Genomic DNA, 16,172 nt, shown 5'->3' on the forward strand with positions numbered 1-16,172 from the left:
GTCAGAAGTGGGAAAAATAGCTGTTTCTTTATTTCACATCAGCACGGCATGGCCGTCAGGGCTTTGCAACAGCTGCGTGCGGTAGCCAAAGTGTTGCTCTACCCGGTCCGGTGTAAGCACTTGCTCTGGCGTGCCTGTACAGCTTATCCGGCCATCCTGCATCAGAACCAGGCGATCGCCGTAGCGGGCCGCCAGGTTGAGGTCATGCACAATAACCAACACCGCGGTGCCGCCGGCGGCAAGGAGCCTGGCTTCTTTCAGCAGGCTGTGCTGCTGGCCCAGATCCAGCGCTGAGGTGGGCTCATCCAGCAGCAGCAGTTGCTGCCCGTGCTCGCCGGCCAGCTGGGCCAGTACCCGGGCAAAGTGTACCCGTTGCTTTTCTCCCCCTGACAGCCTGGGGTAGGCGGCGTCTCTCAAATGCCACACATTGGCCTGTTGCATGCAAGTTTCTACAATACGTTGGTTTTCCTGGTTCAGGGTGTCGTGGGGAATACGCCCCATGGCAACCACCTCATGGGCCAGAAACGGAAACATCAGGCTGGACTGTTGCGGCAGAACCGCCAGCCGGCGGGCCAGTTCCCGTTTGTTCCAGTGTTCACGCAGTCGTCCTAACAGGCGCAGTTCGCCTTCATGTTTCATCTCGCCGGCAATACAGTGCAGCAGGGTACTTTTGCCGGCCCCATTGGGGCCGAGCAGCACGGTGACCTTGCCGCTTTCTATTTCAAGGTGTATGTCGCTCAGCAACGGGCGGCGGTTGACCGACAGCGACAGGTCGTGGATCTGTAGGGGAGATGTCGTCATGCCAGGCCCACCCCTCGTTTTTGTTTCAGTAGCAGCCACAGGAAGAAAGGCGCGCCCAGCAGGGCGGTCACAATGCCTACCGGCATTTCTGCGGGGGCGGCCAGGGTGCGTGCCAGCATGTCGGCCAGCAACAGCAGCCAGGCCCCCAGCAATGCCGACAGCGGCAGCAGGCCGCGATGATCAGGGCCGGCCAGCAGTCGCACCAGATGCGGCACCACCAGCCCGACAAAGCCGATGATACCTACCGCCGCCACGCAAATTCCCACCGCCATGGCGGTAGTCAGCACCAGCCGTCGTTTGAGTTTTTGTACTTCAATGCCGAGGTGCCGGGCTTCCGCTTCCCCCAGGGTCAGGGCGTTCAGCGCCGTGGACTGGCGGCCGAGCACCACCACCAGGAGCAGGGCTGTGGCACATACCAGTATCAGCTGCGGGACACTGCTCTGGGTCAGCGAGCCCATCTGCCACAGGGTCAGATCCCGCAGGGTCTGATCGTCGGCCAGGTAGTTCAGCAGCCCCAGCACGCCACCCGACAGCGCGGCAATGGCCACCCCGGCCAGCAGCAGCACGCTCACCGAGGTACCCTGCGGGGTACGAGCCAGCCGGTAGATCACCAACGTCGCCACAAGGCCGCCGCTGAAGGCCATTAACGAGGTCAGGCCGGTACCCAGCCAGGCAGGTATGGTCGCCGCCATCGGAGACATCAACACCATGGAGATGGCTGCGCCCAGAGCGGCACCGCTGGACACACCGATAATGCCGGGATCGGCCAGGGGATTGCGAAACAGCCCCTGCATAACGGCACCACACATGGCCAGTGTGGCTCCGACCGCCAGACACAGCAGGGTGCGGGGCAGGCGAATGTGCAACAATACCAGCTGTTCGGTGTCGCTCAGTTCAGCGGGCGCGAGCAGGCTTCCCCAGTTCAGGGCCATCGGGCCGGTGACCAGCGACCCCAGCCCGGTGGCCACCAGCAGTGCCAGCAGAACGGGCTGCAGGGCGGGGTGGCGAATCATGGCTGGCTGAACCACTCATGGTGCAGGCGTTCGGCTTCATCCAGGGTAGACAGCCCGAGGCCCCCGATCAGTGCTCGACCGTTAATGGCCACAATGGCGTCATTGGTTGCGGCAGGGGTTTGCCCCAGCAGTGGAAAGTTCCGTAACAGCTGGGCAGGGGTACCCTGTTGATCCAGATGGCGGCGGCTGATCAGAATCACCTCGGGCTGCATGGCCACCAGGGCTTCTATGGCGACCGGCTTGTAACCTTCCAGCTCAGTGGCAGGGTTGCTGCCGCCGGCCAGAGTGATCAGGCTGTCGGCCAGGGTGTTGTGGCCGGCCACCTGGATCCGGTTGCCATCGCTCAGCAGCAGAAAAATGGCCTTTTTGCCGTTGGTGCTGCCGTGCAGCGCATCGGCCTGTTGCTGCACTTTTTGGTGCAGGGCACTGGCTTGTGGCTGCTTGTTCAGCAATTCACCCAGGCGAGTGATGTTTTGCTGCAGTCCGGCTACCGTGAGTGCTTCGGGCAGTTTTTCCACCGCTACACCGGCACGGCTGAGCAGCTCCAGGGCATCATCGGGGCCCATTTCGGCACTGCCCACCACCAGATCCGGGTTGGTGGACAGCATGCCTTCGGCGCTGAGCTGGCGATGATAGCCAAGTTTGGGCACATTAAGTCCTTCAGGCAGGACGCTGGTGCTGTCGGTGGCCACCAGCTGGTCTCTGGCATCCAGCGCCAGAATCAGCTCGGTCACGCTGTTGCCAGCACTGAGCACACGCTCCCCGGCGGTCGCCTGGCCGGCGAGCAGTAACAGGGAAGCGAGCCACCAGCATTTCATTATTCTTCCTCCATCAGGATCTGGGTGGCCTGGATTTCGTGTTCCTGTAAAAAGGCCAGCAGTTTCATCATGTTGTCCACTGTTACCATGCCGTCGGAGGCAAGCATGAGTTCGGCCTTTTTCAGGGCTTCCAGGTTGCTTTCCAGCACCGGTTTAAATGCCGCCCAGTCTTCGTATTTTTCTCCCTGCAGCGCCCAGGCCGGGCTGCCTGCCATCATGTTGATGGTCATGCTCTTTTCGTCCTGGACCGCAGACAGCGCCTCACTGTCTGTTTTGGGCAGATCCACCTCAAGGGACTGCAGAGGAATATTGGCAGTCAGCAGCAGGAACACCAGCACGATAAAAATAATATCGAGCAGGGGAGTAATGTCGGGGGTCATGGCTCGCCAGGCGGACTGGCTTGCCTCAGGACTTTTGATCATGACCGGCCTCCCAGCCCCAGTCCTTCCAGATGCAGGTTGCAGCGGTTCAGTTCATGGGTAAGGCGGTCGAGCAGTCGATCGGCCCAAAGCCCGAACAGCTGGGCACCGGCAATGGCGGGCAGGGCGATAAGCAGACCGGCGGCGGTGGTGCTCATGGCCAGGCCAAGTCCATCTGCCAGCAGGGTCGGGGTGACAGGCTCACCGCTTTCGCCGATGCTTTTAAACATCTCCATCAGGCCCAGCACCGTACCCAGCAGGCCCAGCAGCGGGCTGATCACGCCCACCAGAGTCAGTACCCGCAGGCCGGAGTGCAGCCGGCGGCGCTGGTGCTGTAACCAGACGGCGGCCAGATCTTCACGAATCGATTTGGGGCATGCCTTGTGCTGAACCAGCAGCCGGCACCCTTGCAGCATCACGGAAGCGGATTCTTCCGAGTGCTCTCCGGGGTATGGGATCTCCTGGCTGCGCAGGCGGCGTTTTTCCTGCTCGCCGCGCAGGCTGATCCACAGCAGGCTCAGGCCCCGTTCCAGCCAGATGGCCAGGGTGATTACGGAGCAAACGATCAGGGGCCAGCTCATCAGGCCCAGTTGTTGATGCAATTGATTAAGAAACGACATGATTTAATCCAGTTTGAAACGAATGGGGATCTGTACACGGTGGGCCAGTGCCTTGCCGTTTTCCACATAGGCGGAAAAACGCCATTTGGCGATGGCCTTAAGTGCTGCCTTGTCGAGCACACCAACGCCGGAAGAGCGGGCCAGTATGCGCTTGGTCTGTTTGCCTTGCTCATCCAGCCACACCTCTACCACTACCGTGCCTTCCAGACCGCGACGGCGGGCCTGGGTGGGGTAGGCGATGGGAGACGGCTGAGTGCGGAAACTCGGTTTCTCAATGCGTTTGGGCGCACTGTCTCTGGCCTGCTGGGGCTGAGGTTTGGGCGGCTGCTTGACTGGCTCAGGCAGAGGCTCCGGTCTGGGCTCCGGCTTTGGCTTCGGTCTGGGCTCCGGCTTTGGCTTGGGCTCCGGTTTGGGCTTCGGTTTTGGCTCCGGTTTGGGCTTCGGCTTTGGCTCCGGCTTTGGCTTCGGTTTTGGCTTCGGTTTTGGCTCCGGCTTGGGAGGTTCCGGCTCCGGCGGTGCGGGCTCGGGGGGCGGAGTAAAGGCCGGCGGGATCATTTGCACACTAATAGGTCCCGGACTATCGGCGGGAGCCAACGCCATTTCGAGCGTCTGACGATCCATGGCCTGAGCCAGCAATCCATGCAGCAGCAACGAAGTCACAACAAAGAGGCCGTAGCGTTTCAGGCTCACGATCCATCCACCTTCAAAAATCAGATAACAATGAGGCCCTCAGCATACGGATTTTTCTGCCAATGTCTATTCAAATGATAATGTGTTGCATTAGCCTGTAGATGAGTTGTTGATTATGCTAATGATAATGCGTTGCATTGATATTTGTTGTGAATTAGCCTGTTCATCGTCTTCTATTACTTTTTTCTGAAGAGAAAACCATTGTGAACAGAGCGAATACTGTGGCGTGTTTATCGGGGAGGAAACTGTCTCTGGTGGCGCTGGCTGTTTTGGGGCTGCCGGCTCAGGCGACAGACATCAGCCAGCTGGACGAAGTGCTGGTTCAGGCCAGCCGTGACCAGTCTACGCTGGCCGGCAGCAAGCACAGCGCAGCGGTTGTCACCCGTCAGCAACTTGATGAGCAGCAACCCGACAGCGTGGCTGAGGCATTTAAGTATCATCCCAATATCGATATCGGCGGTGGCCCGCGCAGCAGTAATCAGCAGCCGGTGATCCGTGGCCTTGATGGTAACCGGGTGCTGCAACTGGTGGACGGTGCCCGTCAGAACTTTGTGGCCGGGCACAGGGGCTCTTATCAGGTCGCCCCCGAGTTGCTGAAGCAGGTTGATGTCATTATGGGACCTGCCGGCAGCCTGTGGGGCAGTGGTGCCATCGGTGGGGTGGTCGCCCAGACCACCCGGAGCGGCCGGGAGCTTCTGAGCGAAGGTCAGAACCTGGGAGGTTATATCACGCAAAGCCATGGTACGGCGGCGGAGCAGAATCGTACCAGTGCGGCCTTGTATGGTGCCGGTGAGCAGCTCGATCTGCTGTTGAATGGCTATTACCGGGACCAGCACGATACCCGCCTGGGAAGCGACAGCAACCTGTCCTATTCTGCGGAGCGTGAACGGGGCGGCTTGATTAAATTGGGCTGGCAGCTGGACGATGCCCAGCGTTTAACCCTGAGCCACCGGCAAAGTGAAACCACCGGTGCCGTGCCCGGTAACCCGGAAGCCAATGTCGACTCCAGCAGTCCTTTGGTGGAACGGGAGTCTGCTGACCGCGGCAGCGTACTGGGATACCGGCTGAATCCGGACTCCGGGCTGGTGGATCTGGAGCTGACCCTGTATCACAACCGCACCGAGGTAGATGAATTTCGTGTGCTAAAAAACCAGCGCGATCACACCGACTACCGAACCCTGGGGCTCAGCCTGGTCAATCGCTCGCAACTGGACTGGGGCAAGCTGACCTACGGGTTGGACGGTTATCAGGACAAAAGCCAGGGCAGCCGGGAAGGGGCTAACCGGCCCACACCGGCGGACGGTCGTTCCGACATCATAGGCAGTTTTGTACAGGTCGAAGTACCGCTGGGCGATGCATGGCTTTTGCTGCCGGCCCTGCGTTATGACCATTTCTCCACCGAGGCCAAAAACCTGGCTGGCTCAAAGCGCAGTGAAAGTGAGCTGTCGACCTCGCTGGCGTTAAGCTGGCAGGCCACCGACTGGCTGGAGGTGATTGCCCGTTATGATGAGGCGTTCAGGGCACCGACCAGCGAAGAGCTTTATACCAGCGGCACCCATTTCTCCCTGGGACCGATAGGAAATAATGTTTTTGTACCCAATCCGGATCTGCGTCCGGAAAAGGCCGCCAGTAAAGAGCTTATTGTCCGGGCCGGTTTTGATGACGTGCTGGCGGACAACGATAGTCTCAGGCTGAGCGCCAGCATGTTCCGGAACGATGTTGATGATTTTATCGAGCAAAAGGTCATCATGGATTTCAGGAATGGCGTGTTTGAAACCCGTTACGACAACGTCCAGAAGGCGGTGCTCCGGGGAGGAGAGCTGAATCTGGATTACGCCTGGCAGGATCTGGAACTGGGGCTGTCATACGGCCGAACCGCGGGCAAAGACAAGCACACCGGGGCTGATCTGGAGGGGATCCCCGCCGATAAATGGGTAGCCCGCACCGATTACTGGGTGTTTGACAGCCAGCTTAAACTGGGGGCCCGGATGACCTATGCCGGCTCGGTTCACTTTGAAGACCGAGCCTATGACAGCTACACCCTGCTGGATCTGGGAGCCCGCTGGTATGCCGAGGGGGCGCTCAGCGGCCTGGAGCTGGGGGTGACCGTGGACAACCTGACCGACAGGTACTATCGTCGCGCCTTTAATGAACTGTATGAACCGGGCCGCAATATCAAGCTGAATGCCCTTTACCGCTTCTGAACGAGGAACAGGAATGTCTGAGTTGACTGCACAGGTTAATGAATTGCTGGCTGCCGAGCCGGCCCTGCGTCCGGTGGAAATGGCCAGACGACTGGAAGTCAGTGAATGGCAGGTAATGCAGTGCCTGCCCGCAGAGCTGGTCTGTCTGCTTTCCGGTGATCAGGCGCAACACCTGCTGGAGCAGGTCGCAGGATGGGGACCGGTAACCACCATTATTGAGGTGGCCGGCTCCGTTTTTGAAGTGAAGGCCCCGCTGCCCAGGGGCCGTAGCGGATATGGCTATTACAATCTGTTCGGTGCACCCGGTGAGCTGCACGGACACCTGAAACTGGATGCCATTGGCCATATTGCACTGCAGAGCAAGGCGCACCGGGGCAAGGAGGCTCACGCCATTGTTTTTTACAATGACGACGGCCACTGTGTTTTTAAAATCTATCTTGGCCGGGACGACAAGGGAGTGCTGTTCCCTGAGCAAGTCGCCGCCTTTCACGCATTAAAGGAGTTACAGCATGGTTGAACACGCCGAAAAACAAGCGCGCTTACAGGGGCGGCTGGAGCCGGAAATCCGCGAGTTCCGCGACAGTATGAAGACCTTGCTGCTGGCTACGGTGGATGCTGAGGGCGCCCCTAATGTCAGTTATGCTCCGTTTGCACTGCGAGAGGACGGGTATTACATCCTGATCAGCGAACTGGCCCGTCATACCCGCAATTTGCTGTCTGTCCCCAGCGTTTCGCTGATGATGGTGGAAGATGAGCAAGGCTGCCGTACCCTGTTTGCCCGTAAACGGCTCACTTTTGATGCGCGTCCGGAGCGGGTGGAGCGTGATACCGAGGCCTGGCTGGCGGGCATCAGAGCCCTGACCGAGCGCCACGGTGACATGGTCACCGGGCTGGCCGGTCTCGGCGATTTCCATCTGTTCCGCCTGGTGCCGGAGCGAGGACTGTTCGTGAAGGGATTTGGTCAGGCCTTTGCGGTAAGCGGCGATGATCTGGTTGATGTACTGCATCTGACCGATGGCCACAAGGCGGTGCCTGCGCATCAATAATACAGTTAACTCCCCCATGAGTGCCCGCGAATACGTGATTTTCGCGGGCTTTTTGTTTTTTGTTGCAACCTGTACGGCACTGTGCCAAAACAGGGAACATACTATTGTTTATCGTGATAAACAGGAAAAAGGAAGTTTCTCATGGCGTTAGAACGTGTTTGCGACATCATGACCCGCGATCTGCTGACACTGGATCAAACCGCGACCCTTAAAGATGCGCATGATCTGATGCGGGAAAAAAGTATTCGTCATATTCCTGTGGTGGATCCGCTGACCGGCAAACTGCTGGGTGTGCTCACTCAGAAACGCATGCTCGCCACCATTATGGGGTTGTTGTCTGATTATGGGGTCAGCGCGCTGGAGCGGCGGGAACGTCAGTGCCGGGTGATGGAAATTCTGGATTCCGATCTTGAAAGTGTGGATGCCCAGGCACCGCTGACCGAAGTGGTGCAGTTTTTTCTCAGCAACAAGCACGGCTGCCTGACGGTCGTTGATGAAGAAGGCCGGTTACAGGGCATGGTCACTTCTTCCGACTTTGTACGCTTATGTGCCGGACTGCTGAAAGAACGGGGCTGATTTGTTACTGAGGTAATGATCGTTTAGGTAATAAGGCGCGGCCCGGCTGCGCCTGTTTTTTTGGAGTCCCCATGTTCAGTTTGTCTCACCTTTCTGCGGGTTTTATTGCTGTGCTGGTTGGTTACAGCAGCTCGGCCGCCATTATCTTTCAGGCGGCGGCGGCTGCCGGGGCCAGTCAGGCCCAGACCAGCTCCTGGATGTGGGCGCTGGGGCTGGGCTCGGGACTGACTACCCTGCTGCTGACCCTGCGTTACCGTCAGCCGGTGCTGACGGCCTGGTCTACTCCGGGAGCAGCTCTGCTGGTGACGGCCCTGGCCGGCCTGCCGATGAATGAGGCGGTGGGAGTATTCTTATTCAGCTCTCTGCTGTTGCTGGTATGCGGTCTCACCGGCTGGTTTGATCATATTATGCGGTTACTTCCCGGTGGTCTGGCGGCCGCCATGCTGGGCGGGGTGCTGCTGAACTTTGGGCTGGACCTGTTTGTGTCGGTGCAAAGTGCGCCGCTGCTGGTGATAACGATGCTGGTGGTATACCTCGGTTTGCGCCGGCGCTTGCCCCGCTATGTGATCCCGCTGTGCCTGCTGGCCGGGCTGGGCCTGGCCAGCGGAATGGGGCTGATGCAGACCGAGCAGCTTGACTGGCAACCGGCCATGCCCGTGCTGACCTGGCCTGAATTCAGCCTGACCAGCCTGATTGGCATTGGTATACCGCTGTTTATGGTGACCATGGCGTCACAAAATGTGCCCGGGGTGGCGGTACTCCGGGCGCACGGTTATGACGTGCCGGCTTCGCCGCTGGTCAGTGTGACCGGGCTGGCCGGCGTGCTGCTGGCCCCGTTTGGCGGTTTTGCCTTTAATCTGGCGGCGATCAGTGCGGCTATCTGCATGGGGCCGGAGGTGGACAGCGCGCCTGAACGGCGTTACCGGGCCAGTCTCTGGGCTGGCCTGTTTTATCTGCTGATGGGCATCTTTGCCGCCACCGTGGTATCGCTCTTTGCAGCTCTGCCCAAAGAGCTGATTATGGCCATTGCCGGCCTGGCGTTGCTGGGTACCATTGGCAACAGCCTGACCGTAGCACTACGTGATGAACAGGAACGGGATGCGGCCCTGCTGACCTTTATGGTCACCGCCTCGGGTGTTTCCCTGCTGGGTATCGGCAGTGCGTTCTGGGGGCTGGTGGTGGGGGGCGGGGTGCACTGGCTGAACAGCCGGCACCGTCGTTAACATAAAAAACCCGGGGCAAGCCCGGGGTTTTGTTGTCAGCTGTTGTGCTCGGCCTGAGGCCGGGGCTGGCCGTCACGGCGCGGCCGGCGACGGGGAGCCCCGGTACGCTGACCTTCACCATTGCCGCCGCTGCGGTTGCCCGAGCGTTGGCCGTCAGAGCGCTGACCGCCCCCATTGCGGTTACCGCCGTTGCGATTGCCGGAGCGCTGGCCACCAGACCGCTGGCCGCCACCATTGCGGCCACGGTTGCCTCCGCGTGAATTTTCAAGGGGCGTAACCGGGGCGTTGGGGTCGGGCTCAAAGCCGGGCACCTGCTCCAGTTCGGCGCTTTGCTTGATAAGCTTTTCAATGGCCTTCAGCAGTGGTTTTTCTTCGGCACTGACCAGTGACAGTGCTTCACCGTTGCTGCCGGCCCGGCCGGTGCGTCCGATGCGGTGCACGTAATCTTCTGCCACGTGGGGCAGCTCATAGTTCACTACATGGGGCAGCTCGCTGATGTCGATGCCACGGGCGGCGATGTCGGTAGCAACCAGTACGCGAATGCCGCCGTTTTTGAACTCACTCAGGGCCTTGGTGCGGGCACCCTGACTCTTGTTGCCATGAATGGCCATGGCCGGCAGACCGTCTTTGCCCAGCTGCTCGGCCAGGCGGTTGGCACCGTGCTTGGTACGGGTAAACACCAGTACCTGACGCCAGTTGTGATGGCCAATATGGTAGCTGAGCAGCGCCCGCTTGCGGCCCTTGTCCACGTCAAAGAAGCGCTGGGAAATGGTCTCGGCGGTGGCGTTGCGGCGGGCAACCTCAATGTGCTCGGGCTTATGCAGCAGATCTTCTGCCAGTGCCTTGATGTCATCAGAAAAGGTGGCGGAAAACAGCAGGTTCTGACGCTGTTTGGGCAGCAATGCCAGAATGCGGCGGATATCACGGATAAAGCCCATGTCCAGCATACGGTCGGCTTCGTCAAGTACCAGCATTTCTATGCGGGACAGGTCGATAGAACGCTGGGATACATGATCAAGCAGCCGGCCCGGGGTGGCCACAACCACGTCGACCTTGCGGCCCAGGGCTTTCATTTGCGGGTTGATGCTGACCCCGCCGAACATGACCAGGGTACGCAAACCGGTATGTTTGGCATAGGCGCGCAGGTTCTCTTCCACCTGAGCGGCCAGCTCACGAGTGGGGGTAAGTACCAGAGCGCGTACCGGTGCCCGGCCATTGGCCAGAGGGCGTGCTTTGGTTTCACCCAGGCGTTGCAGCATGGGCAGGCCAAAGCCGGCAGTTTTGCCGGTGCCGGTCTGAGCGCCGGCGAGCAGGTCACCTCCTTTCAGGACCAGCGGAATGGCTTGCTGCTGAATGGGGGTCGGCTCTGTATAGCCACATTCGTTAATGGCTTGAACGAGCTGTTCGTTCAGACCGAGAGAAGCAAATGACATGAGACTCCGAACTAACAAGGTCCTGGCGGACGATTGAGGGATTGCCGGTGGGCAAAGTGGCGGCATGATAACAGAAAAGCACCAAAAGCCATAAAAAGTGCTAATGAAGGAGCACAGAGCGGGCCAATACTCTGTCGGGGAGGTTTGCGGCGGGCGTTATTCAGGGCTGATGCTGATACCCTTGTGGATCATCGGTAAAAATCATATCCACTCCCCAGTCGGCCAGTGTGTGCATACGGGTCTTGTCGTTGACGGTATAGCAGTGCAGCAAAAAGCCGGCGGCGTTGACGGCCCGGGCCTGAGTATGAGTCAGATATTTATGATTGCAGTGCAGGGCCATGCAGCCCAGTCGCAGTAATTGCGCGTGCCAGTCGTGGGGCAGGCGTTCTACCAGCAGACCACGGGCAATGGCGGGGGCAAGTTGCTGCAGGTGTGCCAGACAGGCAGGTTCAAAACTTGAAAACAGCAGGGTATTTTCCGGCAGAGAGAGTTGAGCGATAACAGCGTGAACGTGCTGGCACAGCCGGCGAGGGTCGTCACCGGCGTGAATTTTGAGCTCAATATTCACCTTGATGCCAAGCGCATGGGCCAGGCCAAGGTAATCACTCAGCCGGGGAATGGCTTCGCCGTAAAACCCGGCGTCAAACCAGCCGCCGGCATCCAGCCTGGCAAGCTCCGGCCACTCCAGTTCGCTCACTTTGCCGCGGCCGTTGCTGCAGCGGTTCACGGTATTATCGTGGATCACCACCACTTCATCATCGCGGCTGAGTTGCACATCAATTTCTACCCATTCAAGCCCGAGCCTGTAAGCAGTCCTCAACCCGGCGAGGGTGTTTTCCGGTGCCAGGGCTGCCACCCCGCGGTGTCCGCATAACAGCATGGTTTATATCCGTCTACACGTTTTGTGGAGTGACAGGCTATCACCTTTTTATGACAGCCGGTGAGTGGATGATTCACTGATTAAGGCCCTGCCATCAAGGTGTTATAAAAAACCTACAAAAGATTCATATTTGTCCTTCAGGCTGATGACCTCAGATACCGTATTTCATTGTTCAGTGAGGACTCATCATGAATGTTAAAGCAATCAGTCTTGCCCTTTCCGGTCTGTTTCTGAGCGGCCAGGCGGCGTCGGCAACCCAGATTGCATGGTGGCATGCCATGGGTGGAGAGCTCGGAAACAAGGTCAATGAAATTGCCGGTAAATTTAATCAGAGCCAGTCTGAGTTTGAGATTAAGCCGGTCTATAAGGGCAGTTACAGTGAGACCATGACCGGGGCCATCACGGCATTTCGAGCCCGGCAGCAACCTCATATTGTTCAAGTATTCGAAGTCGGTACGGCGACCATGATGGCGGCCGATAATGCCATTTATCCTGTATATAAGCTGATGCAGGATGCTGGCAAGGCATTCGATCAAAGTAAATATCTGCCGGCGGTCACCGGCTATTACACAGACAATGACAACAACATGTTGTCCATGCCTTTTAACAGCTCCACGCCGGTGCTTTATTATAATCGTGATCTGCTTGCACGGGCCGGAGTGGAAGTGCCCACCACCTGGCAAGAAATGGCGCAGGCAGGGCAACGGCTGAAAGAAACAGGTACTGACTGTGCCTTTACTACCAGCTGGACACCCTGGGTGCAGCTGGAGAACTTTGCTGCCCTGCATGATATTCCCTTTGCCACGGCCAATAATGGTTTTGCCGGAACCGAGGTGGAGCTGCTGGTGAACCGTGCTGAGTATGTGCAGCATATTGAGCAGCTGGCCGAGTGGGGTAAGAGCGGTCTGTTTAAATATGGCGGCCGCCAGTCCGACAGTCTGCCTTTATTCTACTCCGGTGAGTGCGCCATGTTTATGGGATCATCCGCCTCTTATGCCGGTATTAAAAACAATACCCCTGATTTTGAGTTCGGTGTCGGCCTGCTGCCTTACAACGAAACGCTGATTAAGCAGCCACAGAACTCGATTATCGGCGGCGCAACCCTGTGGGTATTGCAGGGGCATGAGCAAGAAGAATATCAGGGTGTTGCCGAATTCTTTGAGTTTTTGTCCTCACCGGAAATTCAGGCCGACTGGCATCAGTTTACCGGTTATCTGCCCATTACCCATGCCGCTTACAAGCTTACCCAGGAGCAGGGCTTTTACCAGCAGAACCCGGGTACGGAAGTGGCCATCGAACAGATGACCCGGACCGAGCCGACGGTGAACTCCAAAGGTATCAGGCTGGGTAACTTTGTGCAGATCCGCGATATTGTGGATGAAGAGCTGGAAAAGGTCTGGGCAGATCAAAGTGAACCCCAAAAGGCACTCAATACCATTGTTGAGCGTTCCAATGCCCAGCTTGGCCGGTTTGCCAAAGTGAACTGAGTGTAATAGCAGTGAAACACCATTATTTTCGTCAGCAGGGGTTCCCCCTGCTGTTGCTGTTGCCTCAGCTGATCATTACGCTGATCTTCTTCCTGTGGCCGGCAGGCCAGGCCTTCTGGCAGGCGTTGTTGCGTGAAGACGCCTTTGGCCTGAACAGTGAATTTGTCGGCCTGACGAATTTTGTCATGCTGCTCTCAGAGCCGCGTTACTACACCACCTCATTGACCACGCTGGGCTTTAGTTTGGCCGTATCGGTGCTGGCGTTATCTGGCGGCTTGCTGCTGGCGGTACTGGCCAACCGGATCACCCGGGTTGCCGGCGGGTTTAAAACCCTGCTGATCTGGCCTTATGCAGTAGCGCCGGCGGTGGCCGGCGTGTTGTGGTTATTTATGTTTAATCCCGGGGTCGGCCAGGTCGGGCGCTGGCTGGTGAGTATGGGCATAGACTGGGATCCGGCCCTGAACGGAAATCATGCTCTCTGGCTGGTGATTCTGGCATCGGCCTGGAAGCAGATAAGTTACAACTTTTTGTTTTTCCTTGCCGGCCTGCAGAGCATACCCGGCAGCCTGGTTGAAGCCGCCGCCATTGACGGGGCGGGTCCTGTCCGGCGTTTTTTCAGCATCGTATTCCCGTTGCTGTCACCCACCGCATTTTTCCTGCTGGTTATCAATCTGGTGTATGCCTTTTTCGATACATTCGGGGTGATTCATGCCACTACCCGGGGCGGGCCCGGCAGCAGCACCACCACTCTGGTGTATCAGGTCTATACCGATGGTTTTGTCGGCCTGGATGTGGGGGGCTCTGCCGCACAGTCAGTTGTGCTGATGATATTGGTGGCAGGATTAACCGTGGTGCAATTTAAATACATTGAAAAGCGGGTAGCGTACTGATGGTAGAAAACCGGCCCTGGTTATCTTTTTGCTCTTATCTGTTGCTTATTCTCGGTGTGATTGCAGTGGCGTTGCCGGTGTGGCTGGCACTGGTGGCGGCAACCCATCACAGTCATGAAGTCATGAGTGGACAGGTTTCCTGGCTGCCGGGAGAGCTGGGTCTTTCCGTTTTTGCCGAGGTGTTAAATGGCGAGGCCAGCCGGGAGCTCGGAGTGCCGGTGGCCGGCATGCTATTCAATTCCACCCTGATGGCGTTATTGATTGCCGTGGGTAAGCTGAGCATTTCCATGTTGTCGGCTTACGCTGTGGTCTTTTTCCGCTTTCCCGGCCGCATGCTGTGCTTCTGGCTGATTTTCATCACCTTGATGCTGCCGGTAGAAGTCCGGATTATGCCCACCTTCAAAATTGTGGCTGATCTGGGATTACTGAATTCCATGACCGGTCTGACGCTGCCACTGATTGCCAGTGCCACTGCGACCTTTCTTTTCCGCCAGTTTTTTATGACGCTGCCGCCGGAGCTGCTGGAAGCGGCGCGCATGGACGGGGCCGGACCCTGGCGGTTCTTCAGGGACATAGTATTGCCGCTGTCCCGGACCAACCTGGCGGCTTTGTTTGTGATCACCTTTATCTACGGGTGGAATCAGTATCTCTGGCCACTGTTAATCACTACCGATGACAGTTATTACACCATGGTGATGGGTTTGTCCCGTATGCTGGCGGTAGATAACGGCGATATCGCCTGGAACCGGGTCATGGCAGTCAGTCTGCTGGCCATGCTGCCACCGGTAGTGGTGGTGCTTGGCATGCAGCGATTTTTTGTAAAAAGTCTGGTGGAGCCGGAAAAGTAATGGCGAAGATAGAACTCAAAGGCCTGCAAAAAACCTATGCCAATGGTCACCGTGCCGTGCAGGCGCTGAATATAGATATTGATCACGGCGAAATGCTGGTGCTGGTAGGGCCATCGGGTTGTGGCAAGTCAACGCTGTTGCGCATGATTGCCGGCCTGGAGCCGATCACCGAAGGTGAGCTGCTGATTAATGGCGAGCGGGTGAATGAACGGGAGCCCGGTGAGCGTGATATTGCCATGGTATTTCAGAACTATGCGCTCTATCCCCATATGACCGTGTTTGACAATATGGCGTATGGACTGAAAGTGCGCGGGATGGCACGCGCAGCCATCCGGGCCCGGGTAGAAGAAACCGCGTCTTTGCTGGAGCTGGAAGCGCTGCTTGAACGGCGGCCGCGTCAGCTGTCCGGCGGCCAGCGTCAGCGGGTTGCGATGGGCAGGGCGATTGTGCGTAATCCGCGGTTATTTTTGTTTGATGAACCACTGTCGAACCTGGATGCCAAGCTCAGGGGGCAGATGCGGCTGGAAATTAAACGGCTGCAGCGCAAGCTGAATACCACTGCGGTTTATGTGACCCATGATCAGGTCGAGGCCATGACCCTGGCCGACCGGCTGGTGGTGCTGAATCAGGGGCGGGTGGAGCAAGTCGGACGACCGATGGACATATACCGGCGTCCGGCCAGTTTGTTTGTGGCGCAGTTTATCGGTGCACCGGCGATGAATATTCTGCCTGCCAGCGTGGAAGGGAATAGTCTGCTGCTGGAAGACGGCCAGAGGCTGACCTTGGCGCAAAGGTATCAAGAGGGTAAGGTGATGCTGGGCCTGCGGCCCGAGCAATTGCGGTTGCAGGGGCCGGGATTACCGATCAGCATTGCTCCGGTAATGACCGAAATGCTGGGGGCAGAGTGTCTTTATTATTGCCGGTTGCCGGGTACCCAGCAGCAGCTGGTCGCCAGGCTCGACGACATCAGTGTGTTGCCTCAGCCACAAAATCTGGTGATCGGAGCGGAACACTTGCATTTGTTCTCGGCGGAAACTGGTCGCCGGCTGGAGCCGGAGATGCTGATAAGTTAAAAAGTGAATGACAAAATTTCATGTGATAATCTGCCTCTGAATTTAAATCATGATATAGCCCCCACTGTTTTGATGGTTTTTTATCAAGCTGGTGATGATAGAAATCATTTAAATTCAGGTGATAAATGAAGTTATTAAGTTTGCTTTTCTT

Annotated in this window: 17 protein-coding genes; 9 read left to right on the forward strand and 8 right to left on the reverse strand. The window is 57.8% G+C overall.

Annotated elements, in window-relative coordinates:
* Positions 1 to 33: 33 nt before the first annotated feature.
* From B6S09_RS02980 to B6S09_RS03005, 6 genes are read right to left on the reverse strand one after another with little or no spacing between them, the layout of a single operon-like run.
* Positions 34 to 801 carry a heme ABC transporter ATP-binding protein gene (locus tag B6S09_RS02980; RefSeq protein ID WP_166670275.1) on the reverse strand — a complete coding sequence of 256 codons (768 nt, stop codon included), beginning with the start codon at positions 799 to 801 and terminating at the stop codon, positions 34 to 36.
* Positions 798 to 1,814: a FecCD family ABC transporter permease gene (locus B6S09_RS02985; protein WP_094277007.1), complete on the reverse strand. Its 1,017-nt coding sequence runs from the start codon at positions 1,812 to 1,814 to the stop codon at positions 798 to 800. The genes B6S09_RS02980 and B6S09_RS02985 overlap by 4 nt, the downstream gene beginning before the upstream one ends.
* Positions 1,811 to 2,632 carry a heme/hemin ABC transporter substrate-binding protein gene (locus B6S09_RS02990; RefSeq protein ID WP_094277008.1) on the reverse strand — a complete coding sequence of 274 codons (822 nt, stop codon included), beginning with the start codon at positions 2,630 to 2,632 and terminating at the stop codon, positions 1,811 to 1,813. Before B6S09_RS02990 ends, B6S09_RS02985 begins: the two co-directional genes overlap by 4 nt.
* A complete protein-coding gene (locus tag B6S09_RS02995) occupies positions 2,632 to 3,054 on the reverse strand; it encodes an ExbD/TolR family protein (RefSeq protein WP_094277009.1) in 423 nt (140 codons plus the stop codon). Before B6S09_RS02995 ends, B6S09_RS02990 begins: the two co-directional genes overlap by 1 nt.
* The gene (locus B6S09_RS03000; protein WP_094277010.1) at positions 3,051 to 3,671 is read right to left on the reverse strand and encodes a MotA/TolQ/ExbB proton channel family protein; all 621 of its coding nucleotides are present in this window, start codon (positions 3,669 to 3,671) and stop codon (positions 3,051 to 3,053) included. The genes B6S09_RS02995 and B6S09_RS03000 overlap by 4 nt, the downstream gene beginning before the upstream one ends.
* Before the next feature lie 3 nt (positions 3,672 to 3,674).
* Positions 3,675 to 4,361 carry an energy transducer TonB gene (locus tag B6S09_RS03005; RefSeq protein ID WP_094277011.1) on the reverse strand — a complete coding sequence of 229 codons (687 nt, stop codon included), beginning with the start codon at positions 4,359 to 4,361 and terminating at the stop codon, positions 3,675 to 3,677.
* Positions 4,362 to 4,615: 254 nt separating this feature from the next.
* On the opposite strand from B6S09_RS03005, the gene B6S09_RS03010 reads away from it, so the two are divergent.
* The 5 genes from B6S09_RS03010 (at position 4,616) to B6S09_RS03030 (ending at position 9,410) form a co-directional block, all read left to right on the forward strand.
* The gene (locus B6S09_RS03010; protein ID WP_166670274.1) at positions 4,616 to 6,565 is read left to right on the forward strand and encodes a TonB-dependent hemoglobin/transferrin/lactoferrin family receptor; all 1,950 of its coding nucleotides are present in this window, start codon (positions 4,616 to 4,618) and stop codon (positions 6,563 to 6,565) included.
* 13 nt (positions 6,566 to 6,578) lie between these two features.
* Complete coding sequence (gene hutX, locus B6S09_RS03015) at positions 6,579 to 7,082, forward strand: heme utilization cystosolic carrier protein HutX (RefSeq protein WP_094277013.1); 504 nt, start codon at positions 6,579 to 6,581, stop codon at positions 7,080 to 7,082.
* Positions 7,075 to 7,611: a heme utilization protein HutZ gene (gene hutZ, locus B6S09_RS03020; protein WP_094277014.1), complete on the forward strand. Its 537-nt coding sequence runs from the start codon at positions 7,075 to 7,077 to the stop codon at positions 7,609 to 7,611. Before hutX ends, hutZ begins: the two co-directional genes overlap by 8 nt.
* A gap of 141 nt (positions 7,612 to 7,752) precedes the next feature.
* Positions 7,753 to 8,187, forward strand: coding sequence for a CBS domain-containing protein (locus tag B6S09_RS03025; RefSeq protein ID WP_094277015.1), 435 nt, complete (start codon positions 7,753 to 7,755; stop codon positions 8,185 to 8,187).
* A gap of 71 nt (positions 8,188 to 8,258) precedes the next feature.
* Complete coding sequence (locus tag B6S09_RS03030) at positions 8,259 to 9,410, forward strand: benzoate/H(+) symporter BenE family transporter (protein ID WP_094277016.1); 1,152 nt, start codon at positions 8,259 to 8,261, stop codon at positions 9,408 to 9,410.
* A 35-nt stretch (positions 9,411 to 9,445) separates the two neighbouring features.
* Here the strand turns inward: B6S09_RS03030 and B6S09_RS03035 are convergent, their stop codons facing one another.
* Both B6S09_RS03035 and B6S09_RS03040 read right to left on the reverse strand, forming a co-directional pair.
* The gene (locus B6S09_RS03035; RefSeq protein ID WP_094277017.1) at positions 9,446 to 10,843 is read right to left on the reverse strand and encodes a DEAD/DEAH box helicase; all 1,398 of its coding nucleotides are present in this window, start codon (positions 10,841 to 10,843) and stop codon (positions 9,446 to 9,448) included.
* A gap of 160 nt (positions 10,844 to 11,003) precedes the next feature.
* Entirely contained in the window at positions 11,004 to 11,723 is a 720-nt protein-coding gene (locus tag B6S09_RS03040; protein ID WP_094277018.1) for a glycerophosphoryl diester phosphodiesterase, read from the reverse strand.
* A 188-nt stretch (positions 11,724 to 11,911) separates the two neighbouring features.
* On the opposite strand from B6S09_RS03040, the gene ugpB reads away from it, so the two are divergent.
* Genes ugpB through ugpC form a run of 4 tightly spaced genes read left to right on the forward strand, consistent with a single transcriptional unit; the run spans position 11,912 to position 16,021 of the window.
* The gene (ugpB, locus tag B6S09_RS03045; protein WP_094277019.1) at positions 11,912 to 13,210 is read left to right on the forward strand and encodes a sn-glycerol-3-phosphate ABC transporter substrate-binding protein UgpB; all 1,299 of its coding nucleotides are present in this window, start codon (positions 11,912 to 11,914) and stop codon (positions 13,208 to 13,210) included.
* Between the two features lie 11 nt (positions 13,211 to 13,221).
* Positions 13,222 to 14,100, forward strand: coding sequence for a sn-glycerol-3-phosphate ABC transporter permease UgpA (gene ugpA / locus B6S09_RS03050; RefSeq protein ID WP_094277020.1), 879 nt, complete (start codon positions 13,222 to 13,224; stop codon positions 14,098 to 14,100).
* Positions 14,100 to 14,948 carry a sn-glycerol-3-phosphate ABC transporter permease UgpE gene (ugpE, locus tag B6S09_RS03055; RefSeq protein ID WP_094277021.1) on the forward strand — a complete coding sequence of 283 codons (849 nt, stop codon included), beginning with the start codon at positions 14,100 to 14,102 and terminating at the stop codon, positions 14,946 to 14,948. The genes ugpA and ugpE overlap by 1 nt, the downstream gene beginning before the upstream one ends.
* Positions 14,948 to 16,021, forward strand: coding sequence for a sn-glycerol-3-phosphate ABC transporter ATP-binding protein UgpC (ugpC, locus tag B6S09_RS03060; RefSeq protein ID WP_094277022.1), 1,074 nt, complete (start codon positions 14,948 to 14,950; stop codon positions 16,019 to 16,021). Before ugpE ends, ugpC begins: the two co-directional genes overlap by 1 nt.
* Positions 16,022 to 16,172: the final 151 nt, after the last annotated feature.

The sequence above is a fragment of the Oceanimonas baumannii genome (assembly GCF_002245495.1).
GTDB lineage: Bacteria > Pseudomonadota > Gammaproteobacteria > Enterobacterales > Aeromonadaceae > Oceanimonas > Oceanimonas baumannii.

What these genes read in the sequence shown, in the direction of transcription:
- B6S09_RS03025 (WP_094277015.1), top strand. Translation starts at nt 7,753, where the DNA reads ATGGCGTTAGAACGTGTTTGCGACATCATGACCCGCGATCTGCTGACA.
- B6S09_RS02985 (WP_094277007.1), bottom strand. Translation starts at nt 1,814, where the DNA reads ATGATTCGCCACCCCGCCCTGCAGCCCGTTCTGCTGGCACTGCTGGTG.
- ugpB (WP_094277019.1), top strand. Translation starts at nt 11,912, where the DNA reads ATGAATGTTAAAGCAATCAGTCTTGCCCTTTCCGGTCTGTTTCTGAGC.
- B6S09_RS03035 (WP_094277017.1), bottom strand. Translation starts at nt 10,843, where the DNA reads ATGTCATTTGCTTCTCTCGGTCTGAACGAACAGCTCGTTCAAGCCATT.
- B6S09_RS03040 (WP_094277018.1), bottom strand. Translation starts at nt 11,723, where the DNA reads ATGCTGTTATGCGGACACCGCGGGGTGGCAGCCCTGGCACCGGAAAAC.
- B6S09_RS03030 (WP_094277016.1), top strand. Translation starts at nt 8,259, where the DNA reads ATGTTCAGTTTGTCTCACCTTTCTGCGGGTTTTATTGCTGTGCTGGTT.
- hutZ (WP_094277014.1), top strand. Translation starts at nt 7,075, where the DNA reads ATGGTTGAACACGCCGAAAAACAAGCGCGCTTACAGGGGCGGCTGGAG.
- B6S09_RS02995 (WP_094277009.1), bottom strand. Translation starts at nt 3,054, where the DNA reads ATGATCAAAAGTCCTGAGGCAAGCCAGTCCGCCTGGCGAGCCATGACC.
- ugpC (WP_094277022.1), top strand. Translation starts at nt 14,948, where the DNA reads ATGGCGAAGATAGAACTCAAAGGCCTGCAAAAAACCTATGCCAATGGT.
- B6S09_RS02980 (WP_166670275.1), bottom strand. Translation starts at nt 801, where the DNA reads ATGACGACATCTCCCCTACAGATCCACGACCTGTCGCTGTCGGTCAAC.
- ugpE (WP_094277021.1), top strand. Translation starts at nt 14,100, where the DNA reads ATGGTAGAAAACCGGCCCTGGTTATCTTTTTGCTCTTATCTGTTGCTT.
- B6S09_RS03000 (WP_094277010.1), bottom strand. Translation starts at nt 3,671, where the DNA reads ATGTCGTTTCTTAATCAATTGCATCAACAACTGGGCCTGATGAGCTGG.
- hutX (WP_094277013.1), top strand. Translation starts at nt 6,579, where the DNA reads ATGTCTGAGTTGACTGCACAGGTTAATGAATTGCTGGCTGCCGAGCCG.
- B6S09_RS02990 (WP_094277008.1), bottom strand. Translation starts at nt 2,632, where the DNA reads ATGAAATGCTGGTGGCTCGCTTCCCTGTTACTGCTCGCCGGCCAGGCG.